General features: G+C 70.3%; 25 protein-coding genes. 14 read left to right on the forward strand and 11 right to left on the reverse strand.

All coding sequences use genetic code 11. The features are described from left to right. The first annotated feature begins 16 nt into the window (after nucleotides 1–16). The 7 genes from V6R91_RS27725 (at nucleotide 17) to lnt (ending at nucleotide 8,246) form a co-directional block, all read left to right on the forward strand. A complete protein-coding gene (locus V6R91_RS27725) occupies nucleotides 17–982 on the forward strand; it encodes an FKBP-type peptidyl-prolyl cis-trans isomerase (protein WP_336397916.1) in 966 nt (321 codons plus the stop codon). A gap of 44 nt (nucleotides 983–1,026) precedes the next feature. Next, on the forward strand, nucleotides 1,027–2,019 hold the full coding sequence (locus V6R91_RS27730) for a helix-turn-helix transcriptional regulator (RefSeq protein WP_336397917.1): 993 nt from the start codon (nucleotides 1,027–1,029) through the stop codon (nucleotides 2,017–2,019). Further along, complete coding sequence (locus V6R91_RS27735) at nucleotides 2,016–2,978, forward strand: helix-turn-helix transcriptional regulator (protein WP_336397918.1); 963 nt, start codon at nucleotides 2,016–2,018, stop codon at nucleotides 2,976–2,978. Before V6R91_RS27730 ends, V6R91_RS27735 begins: the two co-directional genes overlap by 4 nt. Nucleotides 2,979–3,050: 72 nt before the next feature. Further along, on the forward strand, nucleotides 3,051–3,311 hold the full coding sequence (gene tatA / locus V6R91_RS27740) for a Sec-independent protein translocase subunit TatA (RefSeq protein ID WP_336397919.1): 261 nt from the start codon (nucleotides 3,051–3,053) through the stop codon (nucleotides 3,309–3,311). A gap of 66 nt (nucleotides 3,312–3,377) precedes the next feature. Then, the gene (tatC, locus tag V6R91_RS27745) at nucleotides 3,378–4,136 is read left to right on the forward strand and encodes a twin-arginine translocase subunit TatC (protein ID WP_336398058.1); all 759 of its coding nucleotides are present in this window, start codon (nucleotides 3,378–3,380) and stop codon (nucleotides 4,134–4,136) included. Then, a complete protein-coding gene (locus tag V6R91_RS27750) occupies nucleotides 4,133–6,631 on the forward strand; it encodes a DEAD/DEAH box helicase (protein WP_336397920.1) in 2,499 nt (832 codons plus the stop codon). The genes tatC and V6R91_RS27750 overlap by 4 nt, the downstream gene beginning before the upstream one ends. A 58-nt stretch (nucleotides 6,632–6,689) precedes the next feature. Beyond that, the gene (lnt, locus tag V6R91_RS27755) at nucleotides 6,690–8,246 is read left to right on the forward strand and encodes an apolipoprotein N-acyltransferase (RefSeq protein ID WP_336397921.1); all 1,557 of its coding nucleotides are present in this window, start codon (nucleotides 6,690–6,692) and stop codon (nucleotides 8,244–8,246) included. 23 nt (nucleotides 8,247–8,269) lie between these two features. Here the strand turns inward: lnt and V6R91_RS27760 are convergent, their stop codons facing one another. From V6R91_RS27760 to V6R91_RS27775, 4 genes are all read right to left on the reverse strand, one after another. Further along, the gene (locus V6R91_RS27760; RefSeq protein WP_336397922.1) at nucleotides 8,270–8,650 is read right to left on the reverse strand and encodes an RNA polymerase-binding protein RbpA; all 381 of its coding nucleotides are present in this window, start codon (nucleotides 8,648–8,650) and stop codon (nucleotides 8,270–8,272) included. Nucleotides 8,651–8,776: 126 nt separating this feature from the next. Continuing rightward, nucleotides 8,777–9,553: a glycerophosphodiester phosphodiesterase family protein gene (locus tag V6R91_RS27765; RefSeq protein ID WP_336397923.1), complete on the reverse strand. Its 777-nt coding sequence runs from the start codon at nucleotides 9,551–9,553 to the stop codon at nucleotides 8,777–8,779. Continuing rightward, a complete protein-coding gene (locus tag V6R91_RS27770; protein WP_336397924.1) occupies nucleotides 9,550–10,533 on the reverse strand; it encodes an SPFH domain-containing protein in 984 nt (327 codons plus the stop codon). The genes V6R91_RS27765 and V6R91_RS27770 overlap by 4 nt, the downstream gene beginning before the upstream one ends. Next, nucleotides 10,530–11,024: an NfeD family protein gene (locus tag V6R91_RS27775; protein WP_336397925.1), complete on the reverse strand. Its 495-nt coding sequence runs from the start codon at nucleotides 11,022–11,024 to the stop codon at nucleotides 10,530–10,532. Before V6R91_RS27775 ends, V6R91_RS27770 begins: the two co-directional genes overlap by 4 nt. A gap of 44 nt (nucleotides 11,025–11,068) precedes the next feature. Between V6R91_RS27775 and V6R91_RS27780 the strand changes: the two genes are divergently transcribed. Further along, complete coding sequence (locus V6R91_RS27780) at nucleotides 11,069–11,842, forward strand: SDR family oxidoreductase (protein WP_336397926.1); 774 nt, start codon at nucleotides 11,069–11,071, stop codon at nucleotides 11,840–11,842. A 3-nt stretch (nucleotides 11,843–11,845) separates the two neighbouring features. After that, nucleotides 11,846–13,822 carry a S9 family peptidase gene (locus tag V6R91_RS27785; RefSeq protein ID WP_336397927.1) on the forward strand — a complete coding sequence of 659 codons (1,977 nt, stop codon included), beginning with the start codon at nucleotides 11,846–11,848 and terminating at the stop codon, nucleotides 13,820–13,822. A 57-nt stretch (nucleotides 13,823–13,879) separates the two neighbouring features. Here the strand turns inward: V6R91_RS27785 and V6R91_RS27790 are convergent, their stop codons facing one another. After that, the gene (locus V6R91_RS27790; protein WP_336397928.1) at nucleotides 13,880–14,437 is read right to left on the reverse strand and encodes an HdeD family acid-resistance protein; all 558 of its coding nucleotides are present in this window, start codon (nucleotides 14,435–14,437) and stop codon (nucleotides 13,880–13,882) included. Between the two features lie 184 nt (nucleotides 14,438–14,621). Here V6R91_RS27790 and V6R91_RS27795 point away from each other — a divergent pair, with 184 nt between their 5' ends. Genes V6R91_RS27795 through V6R91_RS27805 form a run of 3 tightly spaced genes read left to right on the forward strand, consistent with a single transcriptional unit; the run spans nucleotide 14,622 to nucleotide 16,206 of the window. Beyond that, nucleotides 14,622–15,215, forward strand: coding sequence for a sulfite oxidase-like oxidoreductase (locus V6R91_RS27795; protein ID WP_336397929.1), 594 nt, complete (start codon nucleotides 14,622–14,624; stop codon nucleotides 15,213–15,215). Further along, on the forward strand, nucleotides 15,212–15,937 hold the full coding sequence (locus tag V6R91_RS27800; protein WP_336398059.1) for a ferredoxin reductase: 726 nt from the start codon (nucleotides 15,212–15,214) through the stop codon (nucleotides 15,935–15,937). Before V6R91_RS27795 ends, V6R91_RS27800 begins: the two co-directional genes overlap by 4 nt. After that, nucleotides 15,934–16,206, forward strand: a complete 273-nt coding sequence (locus tag V6R91_RS27805) for a DUF6510 family protein (RefSeq protein ID WP_336397930.1) — start codon at nucleotides 15,934–15,936, stop codon at nucleotides 16,204–16,206. Before V6R91_RS27800 ends, V6R91_RS27805 begins: the two co-directional genes overlap by 4 nt. Nucleotides 16,207–16,217: 11 nt before the next feature. Here V6R91_RS27805 and V6R91_RS27810 read toward each other — a convergent pair whose 3' ends face one another. Next, nucleotides 16,218–17,138, reverse strand: a complete 921-nt coding sequence (locus V6R91_RS27810) for an AEC family transporter (protein WP_336397931.1) — start codon at nucleotides 17,136–17,138, stop codon at nucleotides 16,218–16,220. An 88-nt stretch (nucleotides 17,139–17,226) separates the two neighbouring features. On the opposite strand from V6R91_RS27810, the gene V6R91_RS27815 reads away from it, so the two are divergent. Further along, nucleotides 17,227–17,676, forward strand: coding sequence for a pyridoxamine 5'-phosphate oxidase family protein (locus V6R91_RS27815; RefSeq protein WP_336397932.1), 450 nt, complete (start codon nucleotides 17,227–17,229; stop codon nucleotides 17,674–17,676). Between the two features lie 285 nt (nucleotides 17,677–17,961). Here the strand turns inward: V6R91_RS27815 and V6R91_RS27820 are convergent, their stop codons facing one another. From V6R91_RS27820 to V6R91_RS27835, 4 genes are all read right to left on the reverse strand, one after another. Next, on the reverse strand, nucleotides 17,962–18,372 hold the full coding sequence (locus tag V6R91_RS27820; RefSeq protein ID WP_336397933.1) for a nitroreductase family deazaflavin-dependent oxidoreductase: 411 nt from the start codon (nucleotides 18,370–18,372) through the stop codon (nucleotides 17,962–17,964). Nucleotides 18,373–18,457: 85 nt separating this feature from the next. After that, nucleotides 18,458–18,787 (reverse strand): hypothetical protein, encoded by a 330-nt coding sequence (locus V6R91_RS27825; protein WP_336397934.1) that lies wholly within the window; start codon nucleotides 18,785–18,787, stop codon nucleotides 18,458–18,460. Between the two features lie 257 nt (nucleotides 18,788–19,044). Next, nucleotides 19,045–19,314 carry a hypothetical protein gene (locus V6R91_RS27830; protein ID WP_336397935.1) on the reverse strand — a complete coding sequence of 90 codons (270 nt, stop codon included), beginning with the start codon at nucleotides 19,312–19,314 and terminating at the stop codon, nucleotides 19,045–19,047. Between the two features lie 97 nt (nucleotides 19,315–19,411). Next, a complete protein-coding gene (locus tag V6R91_RS27835) occupies nucleotides 19,412–19,639 on the reverse strand; it encodes a hypothetical protein (RefSeq protein WP_336397936.1) in 228 nt (75 codons plus the stop codon). A 228-nt stretch (nucleotides 19,640–19,867) separates the two neighbouring features. Here V6R91_RS27835 and V6R91_RS27840 point away from each other — a divergent pair, with 228 nt between their 5' ends. Further along, entirely contained in the window at nucleotides 19,868–20,365 is a 498-nt protein-coding gene (locus tag V6R91_RS27840) for a hypothetical protein (protein WP_336397937.1), read from the forward strand. Between the two features lie 108 nt (nucleotides 20,366–20,473). Here V6R91_RS27840 and V6R91_RS27845 read toward each other — a convergent pair whose 3' ends face one another. Further along, on the reverse strand, nucleotides 20,474–20,737 hold the full coding sequence (locus V6R91_RS27845; RefSeq protein WP_336397938.1) for a DUF6458 family protein: 264 nt from the start codon (nucleotides 20,735–20,737) through the stop codon (nucleotides 20,474–20,476). Nucleotides 20,738–20,761: the final 24 nt, after the last annotated feature.

The raw sequence follows: 20,761 nt of genomic DNA on the forward strand, positions 1-20,761 counted from the left end.
CATCTAAACTGTTCCGGTGCGCAAGATCCCCGCTGCCCTCGCCGTCCTCGGTCTGACGACGCTCGGCCTCGCCGGCTGCTCACTGCTGCCCGGCGCCTCCGACTGCTCGCGGCCGGCGGTGTCCGACCCCGACGTGATGGAGCTCATCACGGTCACCGGCGACGTCGCGGACGAGCCTGACGTGGAGGTCTACACGCCGCTGAGCGTGCAGCAGCTCGCCTTCGAGGACGTCGTCACCGGCGAGGGCACCGCGATCACGACGGACAACCAGCTGATGGTCGTCGACGTCGCGGTCGTCAACGGCGCGACCGGCCAGCCGATCGTCTCGACCGCCTACGACGGCGACCTCTCGCGGGTGTCGTCGCCGGCGCAGTGGGCGACCACGTTCCCGGGCTTCCAGGAGGCGCTCGACTGCGCCACCGAGGGGTCCCGCATCGCCATCGCGATGTCGCCGGACGACCTCGGCGACGGCGTCGCGAGCAGCTTCGAGCTGGAGGAGGGCGACAGCATCGTCACCGTCGTCGACGTGCGCAAGGTCTACCTCGCCGCCGCGAACGGGCAGAACCAGTTCAACAGCGGCTTCGGGCTTCCCAGCGTCGTCCGTGCGCCCGACGGACGTCCGGGCCTCATCATCCCCGAGGGCGCCCCTCCCGCGGACGTCGTCGTCCAGACCCTGAAGAAGGGCTCCGGCGAGGAGGTCACCGGCGAACAGCCCGTGCGCGTGCACTACACCGGCGTGGTCTGGGGCGAGGACGAGCCGTTCGACACCACGTGGGACTCCGAGGCCGCGTCGCTCACGCTCGACGCCGTCGTGCCCGGGTTCGCGCAGGCGCTCGAGGGGCAGACCGTCGGCTCCCAGGTCATGGTCGTCATCCCGCCGGAGCAGGGCTACGGCGACGAGGGCCAGGGTGCGATCCCCGGCGGATCGACGCTCGTCTTCGTCATCGACATCCTCGGCGTGGACGCGCCGGCCCCGGAGTGATCGAGGATCGGCTGCGGCGGCGCGGCCGGCTCTAAGATGGGCGGGTGCCTGCCGTCGCCGCCAAGATCCCGCCCGAGGAGCGCCTGGTCAACCTCGTGGTGGCCCTCATCGCGACTGATCAGGGGCTGACCAAGGACACCATCCTCAGCTCGGTCGCCGGCTACCGCGAGCAGAGCGAGGCGGGGGCGTCGAAGGACGCGCTCGAGAAGATGTTCGAGCGCGACAAGGAGTCGCTGCGCGGCCTCGGGGTTCCGATCGAGACGATCGGGGACTGGGCCGACCCGGACGACCTGCGCGAGGCGCGGTACCGGGTGCCGACGGCGGAGTACGAGCTGCCCGAGGACATCGAGTTCACACCCGCGGAGCTGGCGCTGCTGACGCTCGCCGGCGGCGTGTGGAGCGAGAGCTCGATATCGGACGACGCCCGCAGCGGCCTGCGCAAGATCCGCGCGCTCGGCGACCTCGTCGACGAGCCCATCATCGGCTTCTCGCCGCGGCTCAGCATGCACGACCCGGCGTTCCTCCCGTTGCAGCAGGCGATCGAGCAGAGCCGCGTGGTCGGCTTCCCCTACCTGAAGCCGGGCGAGGGCGCGCCGCGCATGCGCCGCGTGCAGCCCCTGGCGCTCGTCGAGTACGAGGGGCGTTGGCACGTGTTCGGCATCGACCTCGACGTCAGCGCCGACCGCACCTTCCTCCTCTCCCGCATCGTGGGGCCCGTCTCGGTCACCCGCGTCCCGTTCGATCCCGCGCTGCGCGAGGGCGCGGGGGAGCGGGCGCTGGCCGGGCTCGAGGAGGTCGCCGCCCGCAGCTCCGCCCTGCTGGAGGTGAACCCCGGCACCGAGGCGGCCCTCCGCCTCGCGCGCCGGGCACGGCCTGCGGAGCAGGGCATCCGCGTGCCGTACGTGGACGTGCACATCTTCGCCGACGAACTGGCCTCCTACGGCCCGGAAGTGCGGGTGGTGGAGCCCGCCGACCTGCGCGACCGGGTGATCGACCGCCTCGCGGCCACCCGCGACCTGCACGGAGGCGCCTCATGACCGCCCGTCGGCCCCTCGTCGCGACGGACCGCGCGGCCCTCATGCTCCAGCTCGTGCCCTACCTCATGGGCAAGGGCGAGGTCTCGCTCGCCGAAGCGGCGGACGAGTTCGACGTCTCGCCCGAGCAGATGCGCTCGATGGTCGAGAAGCTCACCGTCATCGGTCTCCCCGGCGATCGGGGCTACTGGCAGATGGCCAACGACCTGTTCGACATCGACTGGGATCTTCTCGACGAGCGGGACCTCATCGTCATCACGAACTCCGTCGGACTCGAGCGGGCGCCCAAGCTCACCGCACGCGAGGCGGCGGCGCTGCTGGCCGGCCTCCAGCTCGCACGCTCGATTCCGGGTATCGGCGACACCGAGCTCTACGCGGGCCTGCTCGCCAAGCTCGCCCGCGGCGCGTCGGGGACGCCCGCCGAGGTCATCCTCGCCCCCGAGCCCGTCGACACGGCGCGCGACCTCGTCGCCGATGCGCTGCGCCGCGGGGTGGCCGTCTCGTTCACCTACAAGGCGCCGGATGCCGCGCCCACCACGCGCACGGTGGATCCGGTGAAAGTTCACATCGCGAGCGGACAGTGGTACCTGCAGGGCTGGTGCCATCTGCGGGAGGCGATGCGCACCTTCCACCTGGATCGGGTGAGCGATCTCGAGCTGACGGACATCGCCAGCACGCACGCGGGCGACCAGGCCCCCGACTGGTTCGACACGGATGCCGGCGACGTGGTCGCCCGCGTCCGCTTCGCCGAGGGCGTCGCGCCGCTCCTGGGCGACTACCTCGATCGGGCGACGGTGGAGACGAGGGACGGCATGACGATCGCGACCATGCGCGTCGCCGACGAGCTGAGCCTGCGCAGGCTCGCGGCGCGGCGCGGCGGGCTCGTGGAGGTTCTGGAGCCCGCCGGAGCGCGCCGGGCGGTAGCCGAGTGGGCAGAGGCCGGTCTCGCGCAGTATCGCTGATCGGCCGCATCCTCCCGCCCCGGCATATTAGACTTAGGCCGATCCCCGCTGACGCGAACGACGGAGCAACTCATGTTGGGCAATCTGAACGGCTGGCACCTGCTGATCCTGCTCGTCGTCATCCTGCTGCTGTTCGGCGCGGCGAAGCTGCCGGCGCTCGCCAAGAGCATGGGGCAGTCCGCCCGCGTGTTCAAGGGCGAGATGAAGGCCATGAAGGAAGAGGACAAGACCGCCGACGCGTCGACGACGTCGACCGTCGCGGACTCCACGGTCGCGGATGCCACGACCCCCGCCACTCCCGCCACCGACAGCGCGCCCGACAAAAAGCCGTAGCGGATGGTGGCCGCAACCGGCTCCGCGCCGATCGACGGCCCGGAGCTGCCGAAGCGCGACAAGAGGATGTCGCTCGGCCAGCACCTGCTGGAGCTGCGCCGGCGCCTGGTCTTCGCGGCCATCGGCCTGCTCGTCGGCATGGTCGTGGCGTTCATCATCACCGACCCGATCATCCACTGGATCACCGAGCCGATCCGCATCATCTCCGAGAGACGCGGCGACGACTTCTCGGCTCTGAACTTCGGCACCGTCACGTCGTCCTTCGACCTGCGGATGCGGATCGCGTTCACGATCGGGCTCTTCCTGTCTGCGCCGATCTGGCTGTGGCAGATCTGGGCGTTCATCATGCCGGGTCTCACCCGCAAAGAGATCAAGTACACGATCGGCTTCGTCGCCGCGGCCGTGCCGCTGTTCTTCATCGGCTGCTGGGTGGGCCTGCTCATCGTGCCGCACGTCATCGAGCTCATGTGGAGCTTCACGCCCGAGGGCGCCGTGAACTTCTACGCCGCCGCGGAGTACTACGACTTCGTGTTCAAGCTGATGATCGTCATCGGCGTCTCGTTCGTGCTGCCCGTCTTCCTCGTCGCCCTCAACATGGCGGGGATCATGTCCGGCCGGGCGATCGTGAAGGGATGGCGCGTCGCCGTCCTCATCGCCACCGCCTTCGCGGCGCTGGCCACGCCGGCCGCCGACGTGGTGAGCATGCTGATGCTGGCCGGCATCCTGGTCGTGCTGTTCTTCGCGGCCGCCGGCCTGTCGATGCTGTTCGACAGGCGCAAGGCCAAGCGCAACGCCGCCCTGCTCCCGCCGGAGCCGACTCCGTGACCGATCCGGGCCCCGCCGAGCGGTACGCGAGAGCACGCGAGTCCGCCCAGCTCGACCGGTCACATCCCCTCACGGCTGCCTTCGCCGCGGCACAGCGCTTCACCCTGGATCCGTTCCAGCTCGAGGGATGCCGCGCCCTCGAGGACGGCCGCAGCGTCCTCGTCGCGGCGCCCACCGGAGCGGGCAAGACGATCGTCGGCGAGTTCGCCGTGCACCTGGCGATGCGCGAGCCCGGGGACAAGGCCTTCTACACCACGCCGATGAAGGCGCTGTCGAACCAGAAGTTCCGCGAGCTGCAGGACGTCTACGGTCCGGACGAGGTGGGCCTGCTCACCGGCGACACGAACATCAACGGCAACGCACGGGTGGTCGTCATGACCACCGAGGTGCTGCGCAACATGCTGTACGCCGACTCACCCGCCCTCCGCGGCCTGCGTTACGTCGTCATGGACGAGGTGCACTACCTCGCCGACCGGTTCCGCGGCGCGGTGTGGGAGGAGGTCATCATCCACCTCGCGCCGAGCGTGCGGCTCGTGTCGCTGTCGGCGACCGTGTCCAACGCCGAGGAGTTCGGCGACTGGCTCGACACGGTCCGCGGCGACACCGAGGTGATCGTCTCCGAGACCCGCCCGGTGCCGCTGGAGCAGCACGTCCTGGTGCGCGGTGACCTGCTGCCGCTGTTCGACGACCGTGCCGGCATCGCGACGGCGCAGGTGAACCAGGAGCTCATGCGCATCCGGTCCTTCAAGGGCTCGAACTACGAGAACAACCGTCGCGCACAGGCGTCGAGCAGTGCCCGCCACGCCGGCTACGAGGCATCCCGCCGTCGTCCCCAGCGGGGCGGCAGACGGCCGGTGCGCTCGGCCAACGTGCAGCGCATCGAGCGGCTCGACCGGCCCGAGGTCGTCGAGCTGCTCTCGCGCTCCAACCTGCTGCCGGCGATCTTCTTCATCTTCAGCCGTGCAGGGTGCGACGGCGCCGTCCAGCAGGTGCGTCGCTCGGGGCTTCGGCTGACATCCCAGGAGGAGCGGCGCGAGATCCGCGCGGTCGTCGAGGAGCGCACGCGCACGCTCCTCGAGGAGGACCTGGCCGTCCTGGGCTACTGGGAGTGGCGCGACAACCTCGAACGCGGCGTCGCCGCCCATCATGCGGGCCTGTTGCCCGCGTTCAAGGAAGTGGTCGAGGAGCTCTTCCAGCGCAAGCTGGTGAAGGCCGTGTTCGCGACCGAGACGCTCGCCCTCGGCATCAACATGCCCGCACGGACCGTGGTGCTCGAGAAGCTCGAGAAGTTCAACGGCGAGGCGCGCGTGGCCATCACGTCGGGGGAGTACACGCAGCTCACCGGCCGCGCCGGCCGCCGCGGCATCGACGTCGAGGGCCATGCCGTCATCCAGTGGACGGAGGGCCTCGATCCCCAGGCGGTCGCGGCCCTCGCCTCTCGGCGCACCTACCCGCTCAACTCCAGCTTCCGGCCGACGTACAACATGGCCGTCAACCTCATCGACCAGTTCGGGCGCGCCAGGGCGCGCGAGATCCTCGAGTCGTCGTTCGCGCAGTTCCAGGCCGATCGCGCCGTGGTGGGCATCGCACGCGAGGTGCGCGAGCAGGAGGAATCTCTCGCCGGCTACCGCAGCGCCATGACGTGCGACCGGGGGGACTTCGCCGAGTACTCCGGCATCCGCCGCGAGCTCAGCGACCTGGAGAAGATCAACCGCAAGGACGCCGGCGCCTCGCGGCGAACCCGCGACGAGCGGCAGCGGCAGATCGCGAGCCTGCGCAGGCGCATGCAGCGGCATCCGTGCCATCAGTGCCCCGACCGCGAGCATCACGCGCGCTGGGCGGAGCGGTACTGGAAGCTCAAGCGCCAGATCGACAAGCTGCGCCGCCAGATCGATACCCGCACCGGCACGGTCGCGCGCATCTTCGACCGCGTCGTGGACGTCCTGGCCGCCCTGGAGTACGTCTCGCTGGACGAGGACGGCCGTACGACGCTGACCCCGTCGGGGCGGACGATGCGGCGCATCTACGGCGAGCGGGACCTCCTCGTGGCGGAGTCGCTGCGGCGCGACATCTGGAAGGACCTGGATGCCCCCTCGCTCGCCGCGCTCGCCTGCTCGCTGGTGTACGAGCCACGGCGCGACGATGCCGGGCCGGGCGAGCGCGGGCTTCCCCGGGGCGCCTTCCGCCCGGCATTCGAGGCGACGCTGACGCTGTGGCAAGAGCTCGACGATCTCGAGCAGGAGAACCGGCTGCCGGGCACGGAGCCGATCTCGGCCGGCCTCGCGCAGGCCATGCACACGTGGGCGCGCGGCGGGATGCTGGATCGGGTGCTGCTCGAGGCGGACATGGCCGCCGGCGACTTCGTGCGGTGGGCGAAGCAGACGATCGACCTTCTCGACCAGCTGTCCCTCGTGGCCGATCAGCCCGTCGCGGGCACCGCCCGCAAGGCGCTGGATGCGGTGCGCCGCGGCATCGTCGCGTACTCCGGCGTCTGAACTCGGGGATGACGGATGCCGCGCCTGTGGCGTCCGCGCGCTCGCTTAGGCTGATGGCGTGCCACCTGCCCCCGCGACACGCCCGCTGCTGCCGCTGTGGGCCGCGATCCCGGCCTCGGTGCTCGGCGGCGTGCTGCTGGACGTGTCGTTCCCGTCCGTCGGGTGGTGGCCCATGGCCTTCGCCGCCGTCGCGCTGGCGCTGGTCAGCCTCATCGGCAGGCGGGTCGGCAGTGCGCTCGTCGTCGGGATGGCGTTCGGGCTCGCGTTCTACCTGCTGAACGTGGACTTCACCGCCGAGTGGGTGGGACCCCTGCCGTGGATCGCGCTCTCGGTGCTCGAGGCCGCCTTCGTCGCCGGGGGTGCCGCGCTCATCGCGCTGGCGTACCGGTGGGTGCCGCGGGCGACGTCCCGGAGGGGGCGCGTGATGCTCACGTCGGGGCTCGTGGCGGGCCTGTGGACGGCGCGCGAGGCCGTCAACGGCGGGTTCCCGTACGGCGGCTTCCCGTGGGGTCGCGTGGGGACGTCCCAGGTGAGCGGCCCCTTCGCAGAGCTGGTCTCGTGGATCGGCACCGCGGGCGTGACCTTCATCGTGGTGGGACTGGTCGCGGTCGGCATCGAACTGGTGCGCGCCCCGCGCCGCGATCGCGGAAACGGCGTTCGCGGTCTCCTCCCCGTCGCCGTCCTCGCCGTCGTCGCGACGGCGCTCCTGCTGGTGCCGGCGTGTGCGACGACGCCCGCCGGCTCCCTCCGCGTCGCCGGCGTGCAGGGCAACGGGCCGGCGGGGTACTTCGACGACCGGCAGGCCGGGGATGTGCTCGAGTCGCAGTACGAGGCCACCCTCCCGCTCTTCGGCGCCGAGGACGTCGACGTCGTGCTGTGGCCCGAGGGCAGTGTGGACGTCGACCCGGACGGCTCACCGGCCGCGGCGGCGGCGTTGGACCGCGTCGTCCGCGAGGTCGGGGCGCCGCTCGTCGCGAACCGGATCGATCAGCGGGGCGACGAGTACTTCAACATGTCGTTCCTGTGGCGAGACGGCATCGAGCAGACGTACGACAAGCGCAACCCGGTCCCGTTCGGCGAGTACGTGCCGGATCGGGCGTTCTACGCGGCGATCGCTCCCGACCTCATCGGCATGATCGGCCGGGACTACACCCCCGGCACGACTCCGCCGGTGTTCGACATCGACGGGACCCTGGCGGGGCTCGCGATCTGCTTCGACGTCATCTACGACGCGCTGGTGTGGGAGGGTGCGCGCGAAGGGGCGCGCGTGTACCTCTTCCAGACGAACAACGCCGACTTCCGGGGGACCGACGAGAACCTGCAGCAGCTGGCGGTCGCGCGGCTGCGCGCGATCGAGACCGGCCGCTCCGTGGTGAACCTCTCGACCGTCGGAACCAGCCAGGTGATCGCGCCGGACGGGTCGACGATCGAGGGTCTGCCCGCAGACGAGCCCGGCCACATGCTCACCGACGTCCCGCTGCGCACCGGCCTGACGCCGGCGGTGATCGCGGGCGGCTGGGTGAACGCGCTGCTGTCATGGGGCAGCGTGGCGCTGCTGGCGGGCATCGGAGTCGTCGCGCGTCGGCGCCGGAACGCGAAAACGCCGGCCCCGTAGGGCCGGCGTCGCGCGGACGTGCGTCAGGCGCTGAGCTTGTCGGAGTTCGCCTGGTCTCCGCCGCGGCGGGCGCGGAGGTAGGCGAGGCGCTCCTCGAGGAGCTCTTCGAGCTCCGGGATGGTGCGACGCTCCAGCAGCATGTCCCAGTGGCTCCGCGGCGTCTTGTCGCCCGAGTGGTCGACGGTCGCGGTGCCCTCTCCGACGCGGAGGAGAGCCTCGGCGCCGCACGTGCGGCACTCCCAGGCCGGGGGGACCTCGGCGTCGGCCGCGAAGGTCAGGGTGGTGTCACGCCCGCAGGCGGTGCAGGTGTAGATGTGCTGTGCGCGCTCATGGAACACGACGCCCTCTTCGCTCTGTAGGCTCTGGGCGCCGAGTCGGATGCCGCGCAGACTGCGGTCTGCCATTGTGTGGTCCTCTCGTCGCTGTACAGGTATAACGAAACGACCTGTGCGGATCATCCGAAGGGGGGCTGTTCATCGACCTTTCACAGTCGATGCACAGGGGCGTCTGCCTGCCTTCGTCGGGGCGTGCTATCCGAGAACCTCGAGCGCGACGTCGGCGCGGTCGGTGACGATGCCGTCGACGCCCATCGCGACCAGCCTGCGCATCTCCTCAGGGTCGTTCACCGTCCACACGTGCACTTCGACCCCGTGCCGGTGGGCGGCGGCGATCAGGCGCGGCGTGACGACGCGCAGGCGTCCCTGCCGCTCGGGCACCTGCAGTGCGTCGACGCCGGCGAGGGCCCTGGCCAGCAGGCGATCCGAGCGGGCCGAGGCGGCCGCGAGCACTTTCGCGATCGTGCTCCTGCCGGCGGAGGTGGCAGGACGGATGCCGCGTCTCGCGGTCGCCGCGGCCTCCAGCGCCGCGGTCCGGCGCTGATCCGAGAAGCTCGTCACGAGCACCCGCCCGCCATGCACCGCCACCGTCGCGCCGACGTCGGCCGCGGCATCCGCCGCCTTCACGTCGAGGTTGAACCGGAGGGTGGGGAAGGCGTCGAGCGCCTGTGCGAGCGTGACGAGGCCGCCGCGCCCGGTCATGAGCTGCTCCAGCTCGTGAACCGTGACGTCGGCGATCTTCCGCGGATCGCCGGTCACGCGCGACAGGTCGTCGTCGTGGAACAGCACGACGACACCGTCGGCGGTGCGATGGCAGTCCGATTCGACGTACCGGATCCCGGCGGAGTGGGCGTGGGCGACGGCGGCGAACGAGTTCTCGACGATGCCGTCGCGGGCATCGGACGAGGTCACCAGTCCGCGGTGGGCGAGCACCCGGGGTCGGGCGACGCCCTGGAACCACGGGTGGGTCACGGAGCCGGAGGGGCGCCCGGCGTGGTGTGGCCGCCGAGGGCGGGACCCGAGGACTGCGCACGGCCGCGGGCCGAGGCATCCGTCACCGCACCGGCGAAGGAGCCGCTCAGCCCCTTGAGGGCATCGGTGAACTCGCTCGGGATGATCCACAGCTTGCTCGAGGCGCTGTCGGCGATCTTCGGCAGCGTCTGCAGGTACTGGTAGGCCAGCAGCTTGTCGTCGGGGTTGCCGGAGTGGATGGCGTCGAAGACCGTCTGGATCGCCTCGGCCTCGCCCTGCGCGCGCAGGACCGCCGCCTGCTTGTCGCCCTCGGCCTTGAGGATCTCGGCCTGCCGGCGGCCCTCGGCCTCGAGGATCTGGGACTGCTTCGAGCCCTCGGCGGTGAGGATCGTCGCGCGGCGCTCCCGCTCGGCGCGCATCTGCTTCTCCATCGAGTCCTGGATCGAGTGCGGCGGGTCGATGGCCTTCAGCTCGACACGGGAGACGCGGATGCCCCACTTGCCGGTCGCCTCGTCGAGCACCACGCGCAGCTGTCCGTTGATGTTGTCGCGGCTGGTGAGCGCTTCTTCGAGGTTGAGCCCGCCGACGACGTTGCGCAGGGTGGTCGTCGTCAGCTGCTCGACGGCGCCGAGATAGTTCGCGATCTCGTACGTCGCGGCGCGGGCGTCGGTGACCTGGAAGTAGACCACGGTGTCGATGGACACCACCAGGTTGTCCTCGGTGATCACGGGCTGCGGCGGGAACGACACGACCTGCTCGCGCATGTCGATGAGCGGACGCAGCCGGTCGATGAACGGCACCAGGAGGTTCAGGCCGGGCATGAGGGTCTTGTGGTACCGGCCCAGGCGCTCGACGATCCCGGCGTTGGCCTGCGGGATGATCCGGATCGACCGGACGATCACGACCAGCACGAAGATGAAGACCGCGATCGCGAGGAGCCAGCCGATCGCGGCGGGGACGGCCGCGGCGAAGTCGTTCATGCGTAGGGGTCTTCCTGAGCGGGGGCGAGAGGTTCGGGGGAGTCGGAGCGGACGACCGCGGTGGCGCCGTCGATGCGGCTGACGCGGACCCGCGTGCCCGGGTCGAGATCGCCCGCCTCGGTGCGCGCGGTCCAGACGTCGCCGTTCGCGAGCTTCACCTGGCCGCCGTGGGCGCCGACCGACGAGATAACGGTGCCGCCGATGCCGATGAGGGCGTCGACGTTGGACGGCGTGGGGTCCTCGCCGCGTCGCAGGCGCCGCAGCAGCGGAGGCCGCAGGAGCAGCACGAGGACGGCGGCGACGCCGGCGGCGATGATGACCTGGAGCCAGATCGGTGCTCCGAGGATGTCGGCCACCAGCCCTGCCAGGCCGCCGATGCCGAGCATCAGGAAGGTGAAATCGAGCGTGAGCATCTCGATGACGAGGAAGACGAGGATCAAGACGAGCCAGCCGATCCACGCCCACTGCTCGACGGTCTGGATGAGCTCCACGGTGCGCCTCCTCTTGCCTCGAACCTAGCAGGTAGGGTCGCTGTGTGACTGAGACACCCACCCCGATTCCCGCCGGTGCCCTGAGCGGCAGGACCGCGCTCGTGACCGGCTCGTCGCGCGGCATCGGCGCCGACACCGCGCGGTACCTCGCGCAGGGCGGCGCGAACGTCGTCATCAACTACCGCAACAAGGCCCCGCGGGCCGAGAAGCTCGCGACGGAGCTGCGCGAGCTCGGCGTCGAGGTGCTCGTCGTGGGCGCCGACCTGACCGACGCGGAGTCGGTGCAGGCGATGTTCGATGAGGTCGCCGCCGCGTTCGGAGGCCTCGACATCCTCGTGCTCAACGCATCGGGCGGCATGGAGTCCGGCATGGCAGAGGACTACGCCCTGCAACTCAACCGGGACGCGCAGGTGCGCGTGCTCGAGACCGCGCTGCCGGTGCTGCGCGAAGGCTCGCGGGTGGTCTTCGTCACCAGCCACCAGGCGCACTTCATCCGCACCACGCCGACGATGCCCGAGTACGAGCCCGTCGCGCTGTCCAAGCGGGCCGGCGAGGACGCCCTGCGCGAGCGCATCCCTGCCCTCACGGAACGCGGGGTGGAGTTCGTCGTCGTCTCCGGCGACATGATCGAGGGCACCATCACGGCCACGCTGCTCGAACGGGCCAACCCCGGCGCCATCGCGGCGCGCCGCGAGGACGCGGGCAAGCTCTACAACGTGTCGGAGTTCGCCGCCGAGGTCGCCGCCGCGGCCGTCGAGCCGGTGCCGTCAGGCAACACGCGTCTCATCGGCGACACGTCGTCGTTCGCGGGGGAGTGATCGGTGAAGGCTCGCGACATCGAGACACTCATCTCGGTCGGGCGTCCGGATGTCGCCGCTGACGGCTCCTTCGCCGTCTTCGCGACCTCGCGGCCCGACCTCGACGCCAACCGGACCGTCGGCCAGGTGTGGCGCGTCGAGCTGCCGGGCGGCACACCGCGTCGGCTGACCCGGGGCACCGCCGACACCGCGCCCCGGCTCTCGCCGGACGGCTCTCAGCTGGCGTTCCTGCGCGCGGACGGCGCGCGCAAGCCGCAGGTGCACGTCGTCGCAGCGAGCGGCGGGGAGCCCGTGCAGGCGACCGACGCCCCTCTCGGGGTGGAGCAGTTCGCGTGGTCGCCGGACGGCGCCACGATCGCGTTCCTCGCGCGCGTGCCCGAGAAGGGGCGGTACGGGAGCGTCGAGGGTCTGGAGCCCCACGCCGAGGCGCCGCGCCGGATCACCGGCGTCCGCTGGCACGCGAACGGCCTGGGCTACGCCGCCGACCGCCCCGCGCACCTGTTCGTGGTCGCGGCGCCGCAGCCCGACAGCGAGCCGTTCTACGAGCCTGCGGCAGCCGTGCGCGCCGACGACGCCGAGCCTGTCCGCAAGCGGGTCCTCGCGGCCGAGGCGCGGGCGCTCACCTCGGGGCCGACGTCGCACAGCAGGATCGTGTTCACGGCGGACGGCCGCGAGCTGCTCACGGTGCCCGATGAGATCGAGACGGAGCGCCGCGATCTGCGCAGCCGTCTCGTCGCCGTCGCGCTCGACGGATCGGGCGTCCGCGAGGTGCTCGGCGCAGACGCAGGGCTCTCGGTGCTCGACGTCGCGGTCGCCGGAGACGGCGCCATCGGCATCCTCGCCCACGAGGTCGGCGATGGTCTCGACTTCGTCGCCCCCGGCGTCGGGGTCTTCCTCCTCGAGGACACCGGTCCGCGGCGCCTCACCGACGCGGAGACGATCCACCTCGGCGAGGGGCATCTCACCGCCGTCGACGCCGACTTCCTCGCCCAGGACACCACGCGCGGCCGCGTCCGGCTGCTGCGCATCTCCCGCGAGGGGGTCATCGCCGAGGTGCTCGGCGGCGACGTCGAGGTCGGCGGGCACGCCGCCGTCGGCGGCCAGGTGGTCGCTGCGGTGTCGCGGCCCGATTCCTTCGGCGAGCTGGTGCTCGTCGGCGACGAGCCGCGGACGCTCACGGCATTCGGTGCAGCGGCCGCGGCATCCGGCATCGTCCTGCCCCGGGAGCTCACCGTGACCGGCCGCGACGGCTACCCCGTGCACGGCTGGGTGGCGACGCCCGAGGGCGAGGGTCCGTTCCCGGTGATCCTCCAGATCCACGGCGGGCCGTTCGCGGCGTACGGGGTGCACCTGTTCGACGAGACGCAGGTGCTCGTCGACGCCGGCTACGCGGTGGTCTACTGCAACCCCCGCGGCTCGGCGGGCTACGGGCGCGCGCACGGGCGAAGCATCCGTCAGCAGATGGGGACGGTGGACTTCGCCGACGTGATCGACTTCCTCGAGGGAGCGATCGCCGATGACGATCGCCTGGACGGCGGCCGCGTCGGCGTGCAGGGCGGCTCGTACGGCGGCTATCTCACGGCGTGGGTGATCGCGCACGACCACCGGTTCGCCGGGGCCATCGTCGAGCGCGGGTTCCTCGAGCCGGTCTCCTTCCAGGGCACGAGCGACATCGGGTCGTTCTTCGGCGACGAGTACGTCGGCGTCTCGCCCGACGACATCGCCCGGCAGAGCCCGATGGCGGTGGTCGGCCAGGTCACCACCCCGACGCTGGTGATGCATTCGGAGCTGGACTTCCGCTGCCCGCTCGAGCAGGCCACCCGCTACTACTCCGCGCTCAAGCGCCAGGGCACCGACGCTGAGCTGCTGGTTTTCCCCGGTGAGGATCACGAGCTCACCCGCTCGGGTCAGCCGCGCCACCGGGTCGAGCGCTTCGACGCCGTGCTGGACTGGTGGCGGCGTCACCTGCCGGTGACCTGATCGTCGCGGACGGCCCCGGGAGCGATCGCTCCCGGGGCCGTCGTCGTCAGTGCCTGATCAGAGGTCGCCCTTGAAGGTGAAGGCGCGGACGATGTTGATGATGCCGAGCACGATCAGCGCGATCCCGAGCAGCCACCACAGCACGGCGGCGCCCCAGATGGGCGAGAAGAGCAGGATGATGCCCGCGATGATGCTCAGGATGGCGAAGATGACCGACCACACCTTGGATGCGGCGTCGCCGAGGGTGGACAGTGCGACGATGCCCTCGACGATCCACATGATGCCGACGAGGATGCCGAGGAACAGGGCGAGCCAGGCGGTGGCCTGTCCGAGGTTCAGCAGCGCGACGATGCCCGCGATGATGAACAGGATGCCGAGCACGATGTGCCCGACGCGCGCCCAACCGCCCTTGGTCTTGGAGAAGATCCCCAGACCGGCGTAGACGAGGCCGGCGGCGATCGCGTAGATCGCGATGATCGCGGTGACGACGGCGGCGGTCTTGCCCGGCCAGACCAGGACCAGGATGCCGACGATGACGGCGAGGACACCGCCGATCCCGAGCGCCGTGCGGATCCCGTTGACGGCCGACTTCTCGGCCTCGGATGCAGTGGACATGTGCGGCCTTTCTGAAAGTTTCCTGTACGTGGTGCGGCTAAAGCTTAGACCTCATGTCGAACTCCGGCGCAACATCGTTCGTGTGTCGTGACAGTGCTCGCCCCGCGGCAGCTCTCCGCGCTACCGTGAGCGTGCGTCGCCCCGCGATGGCGATGCGCCGGGCGAGCCGTCGGAGGGAGCTGGAATGGCCGTCATCTCGAGGGGCTTCGGCGCACGCCGTCGCGAGAGCGATCCGCGACTTCCGCCGGGGCAGTATCTGACGGAGGACTTCCCGGTGCTGTCGGCCGGGCCGACACCGCGCGTCGACACGGGGGAGTGGCGCTTCGGCATCCGCGACGAGGCCGGCGGCGTGGTCTCCTGGACGTGGGAGGAGTTCCTGGCCCTCCCGATCGAGGACGTGCACACCGACATCCACTGCGTCACCCGCTGGTCCAAGCTCGGCACCTCGTGGCGGGGCGTCTCGCTCGACACGCTGCTCGAGGGCGTCGACACGGATGCCGGCTACGCGATGGCGCACTCGTATGGCGGGTACACCACGAACATCCCGCTCGACGAGCTGCGCGACGGCCGGGCGTGGGTCGCGTTCGAGTTCGAGGGTGAGCCGCTCGATCCGGAGCATGGGGGTCCGGCGCGTCTGCTGGTGCCCCATCTGTACTTCTGGAAGAGCGCGAAGTGGGTGCGCGGGCTGACGCTCATGGACGACGACGCGCCCGGCTTCTGGGAGCAGAACGGCTACAACATGCACGGCGACCCCTGGACCGAGGAGCGGTATTGGTGACGGTCGGCGACTGGCGTCCGGCCCGGGTCGTCGACGCCGTTCCGGTGACACGCTCGGCGCGGATCCTCCGGCTCGCGGTGCCCGGCTGGCCGGGGAGCGTGGCCGGCCAGCACGTCGACGTCCGCCTGACCGCCGAGGACGGCTATCAGGCCGAGCGCTCGTACTCGCTGGGGTCGTACGGCGCCTCGGACACCATCGAGCTGGCGGTCGACGAGATCCCCGACGGCGAGGTCTCGCCCTATCTGGTGCGCGATGTGCTCCCCGGCGACGAGCTCGAGGTGAAGGGACCGCTGGGCGGCTATTTCGTCTGGCGGCCCGGGGGAGAGGGGCTCGTGCAGCTGATCGCCGGCGGCTCGGGCATCGTGCCGCTGATGGCGATCGCGAGGGCGGCGACGGATGCCGGAGCCGCGGCATCCGTTCGCCTGCTGTACTCCGTGCGCCGTGCCGAGGACGCGATATATCGCGATGAGCTGGAGCGCGGCGCGGCGGACGGGGGAGTGGCGGTCGCCTGGCGCTACACCCGCTCCGCGCCGCCCGGGTGGGGCGCGGCGGTGGGGCGGGTCGACCTCGATGCGCTGCGCGAGTCGACGTGGGACCCTGGACGGGAGCCGATCGTGTACGTCTGCGGTCCGACGGGTTTCGTCGAGCACGTCGCCGACGCGCTGGTCGAGCTGGGCCATCCGCCGGCGCGGATCAGGACCGAGCGCTTCGGAGGTGCATGATGCGGGCGGATATCGCCACGAGCACCGTGGACGGCAACGCCGCCGCGGGGATGCTGTGGGACGTGTTCGGGGCCGACGTCACCGCGCTCATCGGTGTCTGCGGGGGCTGCGGCGCGGCCGCGCCGATGGCCGAGGCGATCGTGGAGCTCGACGAGACGGCCGCGATCGTGCGGTGCCGCGGCTGCACGCACACCCTCATCACGGTGCTGCGCGACGAGCACGGCGCCAGAGTCGTGATCGGTGCGCTGCGCGAACTCGTGCGGGCCTAGCCGGCGACCGTTCACCCGAGCAGCAGCGTCACCAGGATCAGGACGGGGACGCACCCGATCGTGGTGAGGAACACCGTGTCGCGCGAGATGGTCTCGCCGACGTCGTATCGCTGCGAGTAGTTGAACACGTTCTGCGCGGTCGGGAGAGCGGCCAGCACCGTCACCACGAGCACGTCGTGGGCACTGAGGCCGAACACGAACTCCGCCACGGCCCACGCCACGATCGGCATCGCCACGAGCTTGAGCACGGTCGCCAGCACGATGTCCTGGCGGCGTCCGGACGGACCGAGGACGCGCTGGCCGTGCAGCGAGATGCCGTACGCGATCAGGAGGATCGGGACGCAGGCGTTCGCGATGAGCACCGCCGGCTCCATGACGATCGGCGGCAGGTCGACCCCCAGCACCGACACGAGCGTGCCGAGCACCGATCCCACGACGATGGGGTTGGTGACCACGCGGGCGACGGCCCGCCAGAGCGAGGCGCGGGCGGTGGTGACGGCATCCAGGATCGCCATCGTGATGGGCGTGAACACCAGCAGCTGCATGAGGATCACGGGGGCGGGATACGCGGCGCTGCCCAGCAGGTACAGCGACAGCGGGATGCCGATGTTGTTGGAGTTCACCTGGCCGGCGCTCAGGGCGCCGATGACCGTCTCGCCGACCGAGCGCCGCCAGGCGAGGCGGGCGACCACGGCGTACACCAGGATCACGGCGACCGCGGCGATCGCGGACACCGGCAGCAGCGCCGAGAACAGCGTTCGCACGTCCGCCTGGGCGAGCACGACGAACAGCAGGAAGGGCGACAGCACGAAGAACGTCAGGCGCGCCAGCACCGGCCGGGCGTGCTCGCCGAGGAGGTCGATGCGCCCAAGGATCCACCCGACGAGGATCGCGACGCCCACCACGACGAACCCGGTGAGCGATTCCAGCACGCTCCGAGCTTAGGGACAACGTTCTGTCGCTCCGAATCGCTCGTCACGGTCTGTCAGACTGGCACCCGCCGAGACGAAGGAGCGATGGATGCCGCAGCCCCGCGACCGTGCCGCGCGCAAGGCCGACCTGCTCGCCGCGCTGACCGCTCCGGCCGCCGACGTCTGGGTGGCCACGGCGTCCGCGGACGCGACGCCGTATCTGGTGCCGCTGTCGCTCGCGTGGATCGACGAGCGCGCCGTCATCGCCCTCGAGGGCGCATCCGTGACGGCGCGGAACCTCGCCGCGTCGAACGTCGCACGGCTCGCCGTGGGGCCGACGCGTGACGTCGCGATCATCGACGTCGCGCTCGAGCGGTCGCTCGGCGTCGACGACGACGCGCGCATCGGCGCGGCGTACGCCGCGCAGGCCGACTGGGACCCGCGCGGACTGGCCGCCTACGTCTTCCTCGTGCTGCGTCCTGTCCGCATCCAGGCCTGGCGCGAGTCGAATGAGCTCGCAGGCCGCCTGCTGATGCGGGATGGCGAGTGGCTCGTCTGAGGCCGGCTCGCTGGTCGGCTGAGCGCCGATAATGCACATTATGTCAGATCGAAGATCGACCTCTTCGCGTCTGGTTCGAATTGGCCTCTCCCCTCGACCTGCTTTGGTTGGCGCCGGACGAGCCCACTCGTCGGTGCGTCGGCGATGGTCGCGGAGTGCGTCCATGTCGCTGTCAGGCGTGACGGCGATGTCACTGGCCATCTCGGCTCCGGCAGTTTCGAGCGTCACGGTGATCGCCGCATCTCCCCTTCGCGCCGTGGCCGCGGCCGGTGCCTCGGGATGCGGTCAGACGGCGGGCGCGGCAGCCGGAGTCAGCACGATGAGCGGACTGTGCGCGATCATCTCGTCGACATCGTCTCTGCGCCATCGGCGTGCGGCGGCCTCGATGAGCGGCCGTGCTTCGCGGGGATCGGTGATCACCCGCGCCGTGGCAGGAACGTCGGCCTCGATGTCTGTCTTCAGATGCACGATGACGTTGGGGTCTGCGGTGATGTTGTGTATCCAGTCCCTTGTGCGGTCTCGACGCGGCATCCCGGTGATGAACAGCACGCCGTCCTCGTCGTGCAGGAAGATCTCGATGCGGCGCGGTAGCCCGCTACGGCGACCGGTCGTCGTCAAGTCGATGAGCTGACTTCGGTGCAGAGCGGTGCTGACGTCGTTGTCCACACCTGGTGAAGCAATCTCGCTGCTGCACACATTCCACACGACCGGTGAGATATTCCGCGCGCAACGCTGATGGCCAACGTTCCCTGCAGCAAAGCCACCTGAGTCGGCACGGGCATTACAGGTCGTAACTGTGGGCGGAAATCTGCCATTCATCAGCGGGGCTCGCGCGTTCAGCCATATGTCCGGGCGGAAGCGTGGCCAGGGCGGCCAACGTGGGATCGAGTGTCAGCACGTGCGCGATGTGTGTGGCAACGCAAGCGTCAGGGAGGTTGGGGTCGTTCACGCCATCGCCGATCGCCCAGTCCCCATCGATGTCATGTACGACAAGCCGCGCGGGTTCAACCTGATGCAACACCGTAAGTTGAACGACGGCACCCAACGTTGCCGGGAACGCGCCTCCGGGGAATGGAAACGGAATGTGCCGGTCCATCTCCGCCCAATTCATGAGACCATCCAACACTCTGGGATGAAGAGGATTAAATCACGACGGGCGTTAGACGGTCCTCGCCTGCCTTCAGTCGCGCGGTACGCAGCGGATCGCCCTGCGGGCGGCGCTGTGCGGGACGTGGGTGTCAGCGGGGGCGCCGCACGAACGCCAGCGTGAGAAACGGAACGTGATCTCGCGGAACGACGGCGGTAAGGGTGCCGCCGCCGGGGAGCTTTGCACCCACTGCATAGACCAAGCCCGAGTTGTTCACGGAACTAGTTCATGAGGATGTGATTCGTGTGCTGCACCAGCAGCGAATCGAGGGTGCTGCGCTCGGTCTCCTCACGATGCCAGGTCGTCTGCGCAGCCTCCCAGAGCATCGGATACCGCATCCGCTCGACGGACTCGACCAACCAGGCCGGGCGTGGCCAGGGCGGCACCTCGTCGAGTGCACGGCGCGTGGCCTCGTCGAGGTCCGCGAGGTTCACCGGGTCGGACTTGTTCACCGGGTTCCGCCACAGCGTCGCCGACATGCTGACGGTCATCGCGTCGACGCCCACGCAATCCGCCGGCGTGCAATCGCTGCACGTTCTCGAAGCTCGCTCTCGTGCGTTCGCGCGCCGGTCCTCCGCCGCGCGGGATTCAGCCGGACTCGTCGTTCGCTGCTGCTTCGATCCAGTCGACGGCTTCATCCGAGAGAAAGAAGCCGTCAGGTCCTGACTCGCCGACCCACCATGCGCTCGAGGTGACCGCGCCGCCTGCCGCCGCTATCTTGTTCAGCACTTCGGACGATACCGCTTCGCCGTTATGGGCAATGAGCCACGCCTTGGCGTCGGAGTCCACCTTCGCCCACCACTCGATGGTTTCCATGCGGCCACCATTGCACCGGATGAACCCGACCGAAAGCCGGTCCCTCCCCCGCGTCGGACGCCGACGCTCCAGCCGCTCCTCAGTCCTGCGACCCGCTGGCTTTGGAACACCTCGTCCCATTACGTTCGTCGTTATGAGTCTCGCCGCGGTCACGTTCAACGCCGCGAAATTCTGCAGATCAACCCTTAGCTGAACCGAGGAGTGGCATTGCCTGGTACGCGACCGCGGTTGACGACGGCCGGGTTGTTCGCGGTCGGCATCGTCGTGGCCGGCCTTCTGGCCGGTTGCTCCCAGACGAGCTCGGGCAGCCGGCACACGCTGTACGACAGCGTCGAATCGCTCGCGGCTGACAGTTCGTCGATCGTCGTGGGCACAGTGTCGACGCAGACGACGGAAGGCGATGCGACCATCTCCTCCGTCGAGGTCACCAACGCGCCCACGAACCCACAGCTGGGCGCCGCTCTCGTTGACCGCCCGGAGCCCGCCGCGGTGGGCGACACCGTCGAGGTTCGACAGGATCTTCCGCCGGTGCTCGGCCTGGGCGAGGAGTACTTGCTGTTCCTGACTCCGACGATGCTGCCCGGAGAGGCCGGCGGTCAGTACTTCGTCACCGGAGCAGTCGCAGGTCTCTACATCCGGCAGGACGACGAGTTCCGGCGGGTCGTTCCGGACAGCGGCGATACCCTTCCCGACACCATCACAGCCGTCGGCACCCCGGGCGGATAGCCGTTCTCGAGCGTCGCGGGCCCCCGGGCACAACGAGAGGTCGTCCCCGCGGAGGGCGGAGAGCACTGACCGCGGGCGCGCCGTAGCGCCCGCGGTCAGGTGTGTTCGTCAGAGTCCGGCGGCGTCGTCGGTCGAAGCCGTGCTCTGGCGCGTCACGCGCTCGTTCGCGACGGGGTCCACCGCGGTGCGCGTCACGGTGTCCGAGCGGCGGCGGCGCGCCATGAGGACGAGGCCGATGATGAAGATGACGGCTCCTGCGGCCATCAGGATGTAGCCGATCATGTCGAGGTTCACCCATTCGACCTCCACGTTCACCGCGAACGCGAGGATCGCTCCGATGGCGAAGAGGGCGATGCCAGCTCCGATACTCATGCGAGGTGTCCTTTCCGGGGCGCG

The organism is Microbacterium sp. CCNWLW41, assembly GCF_037083505.1.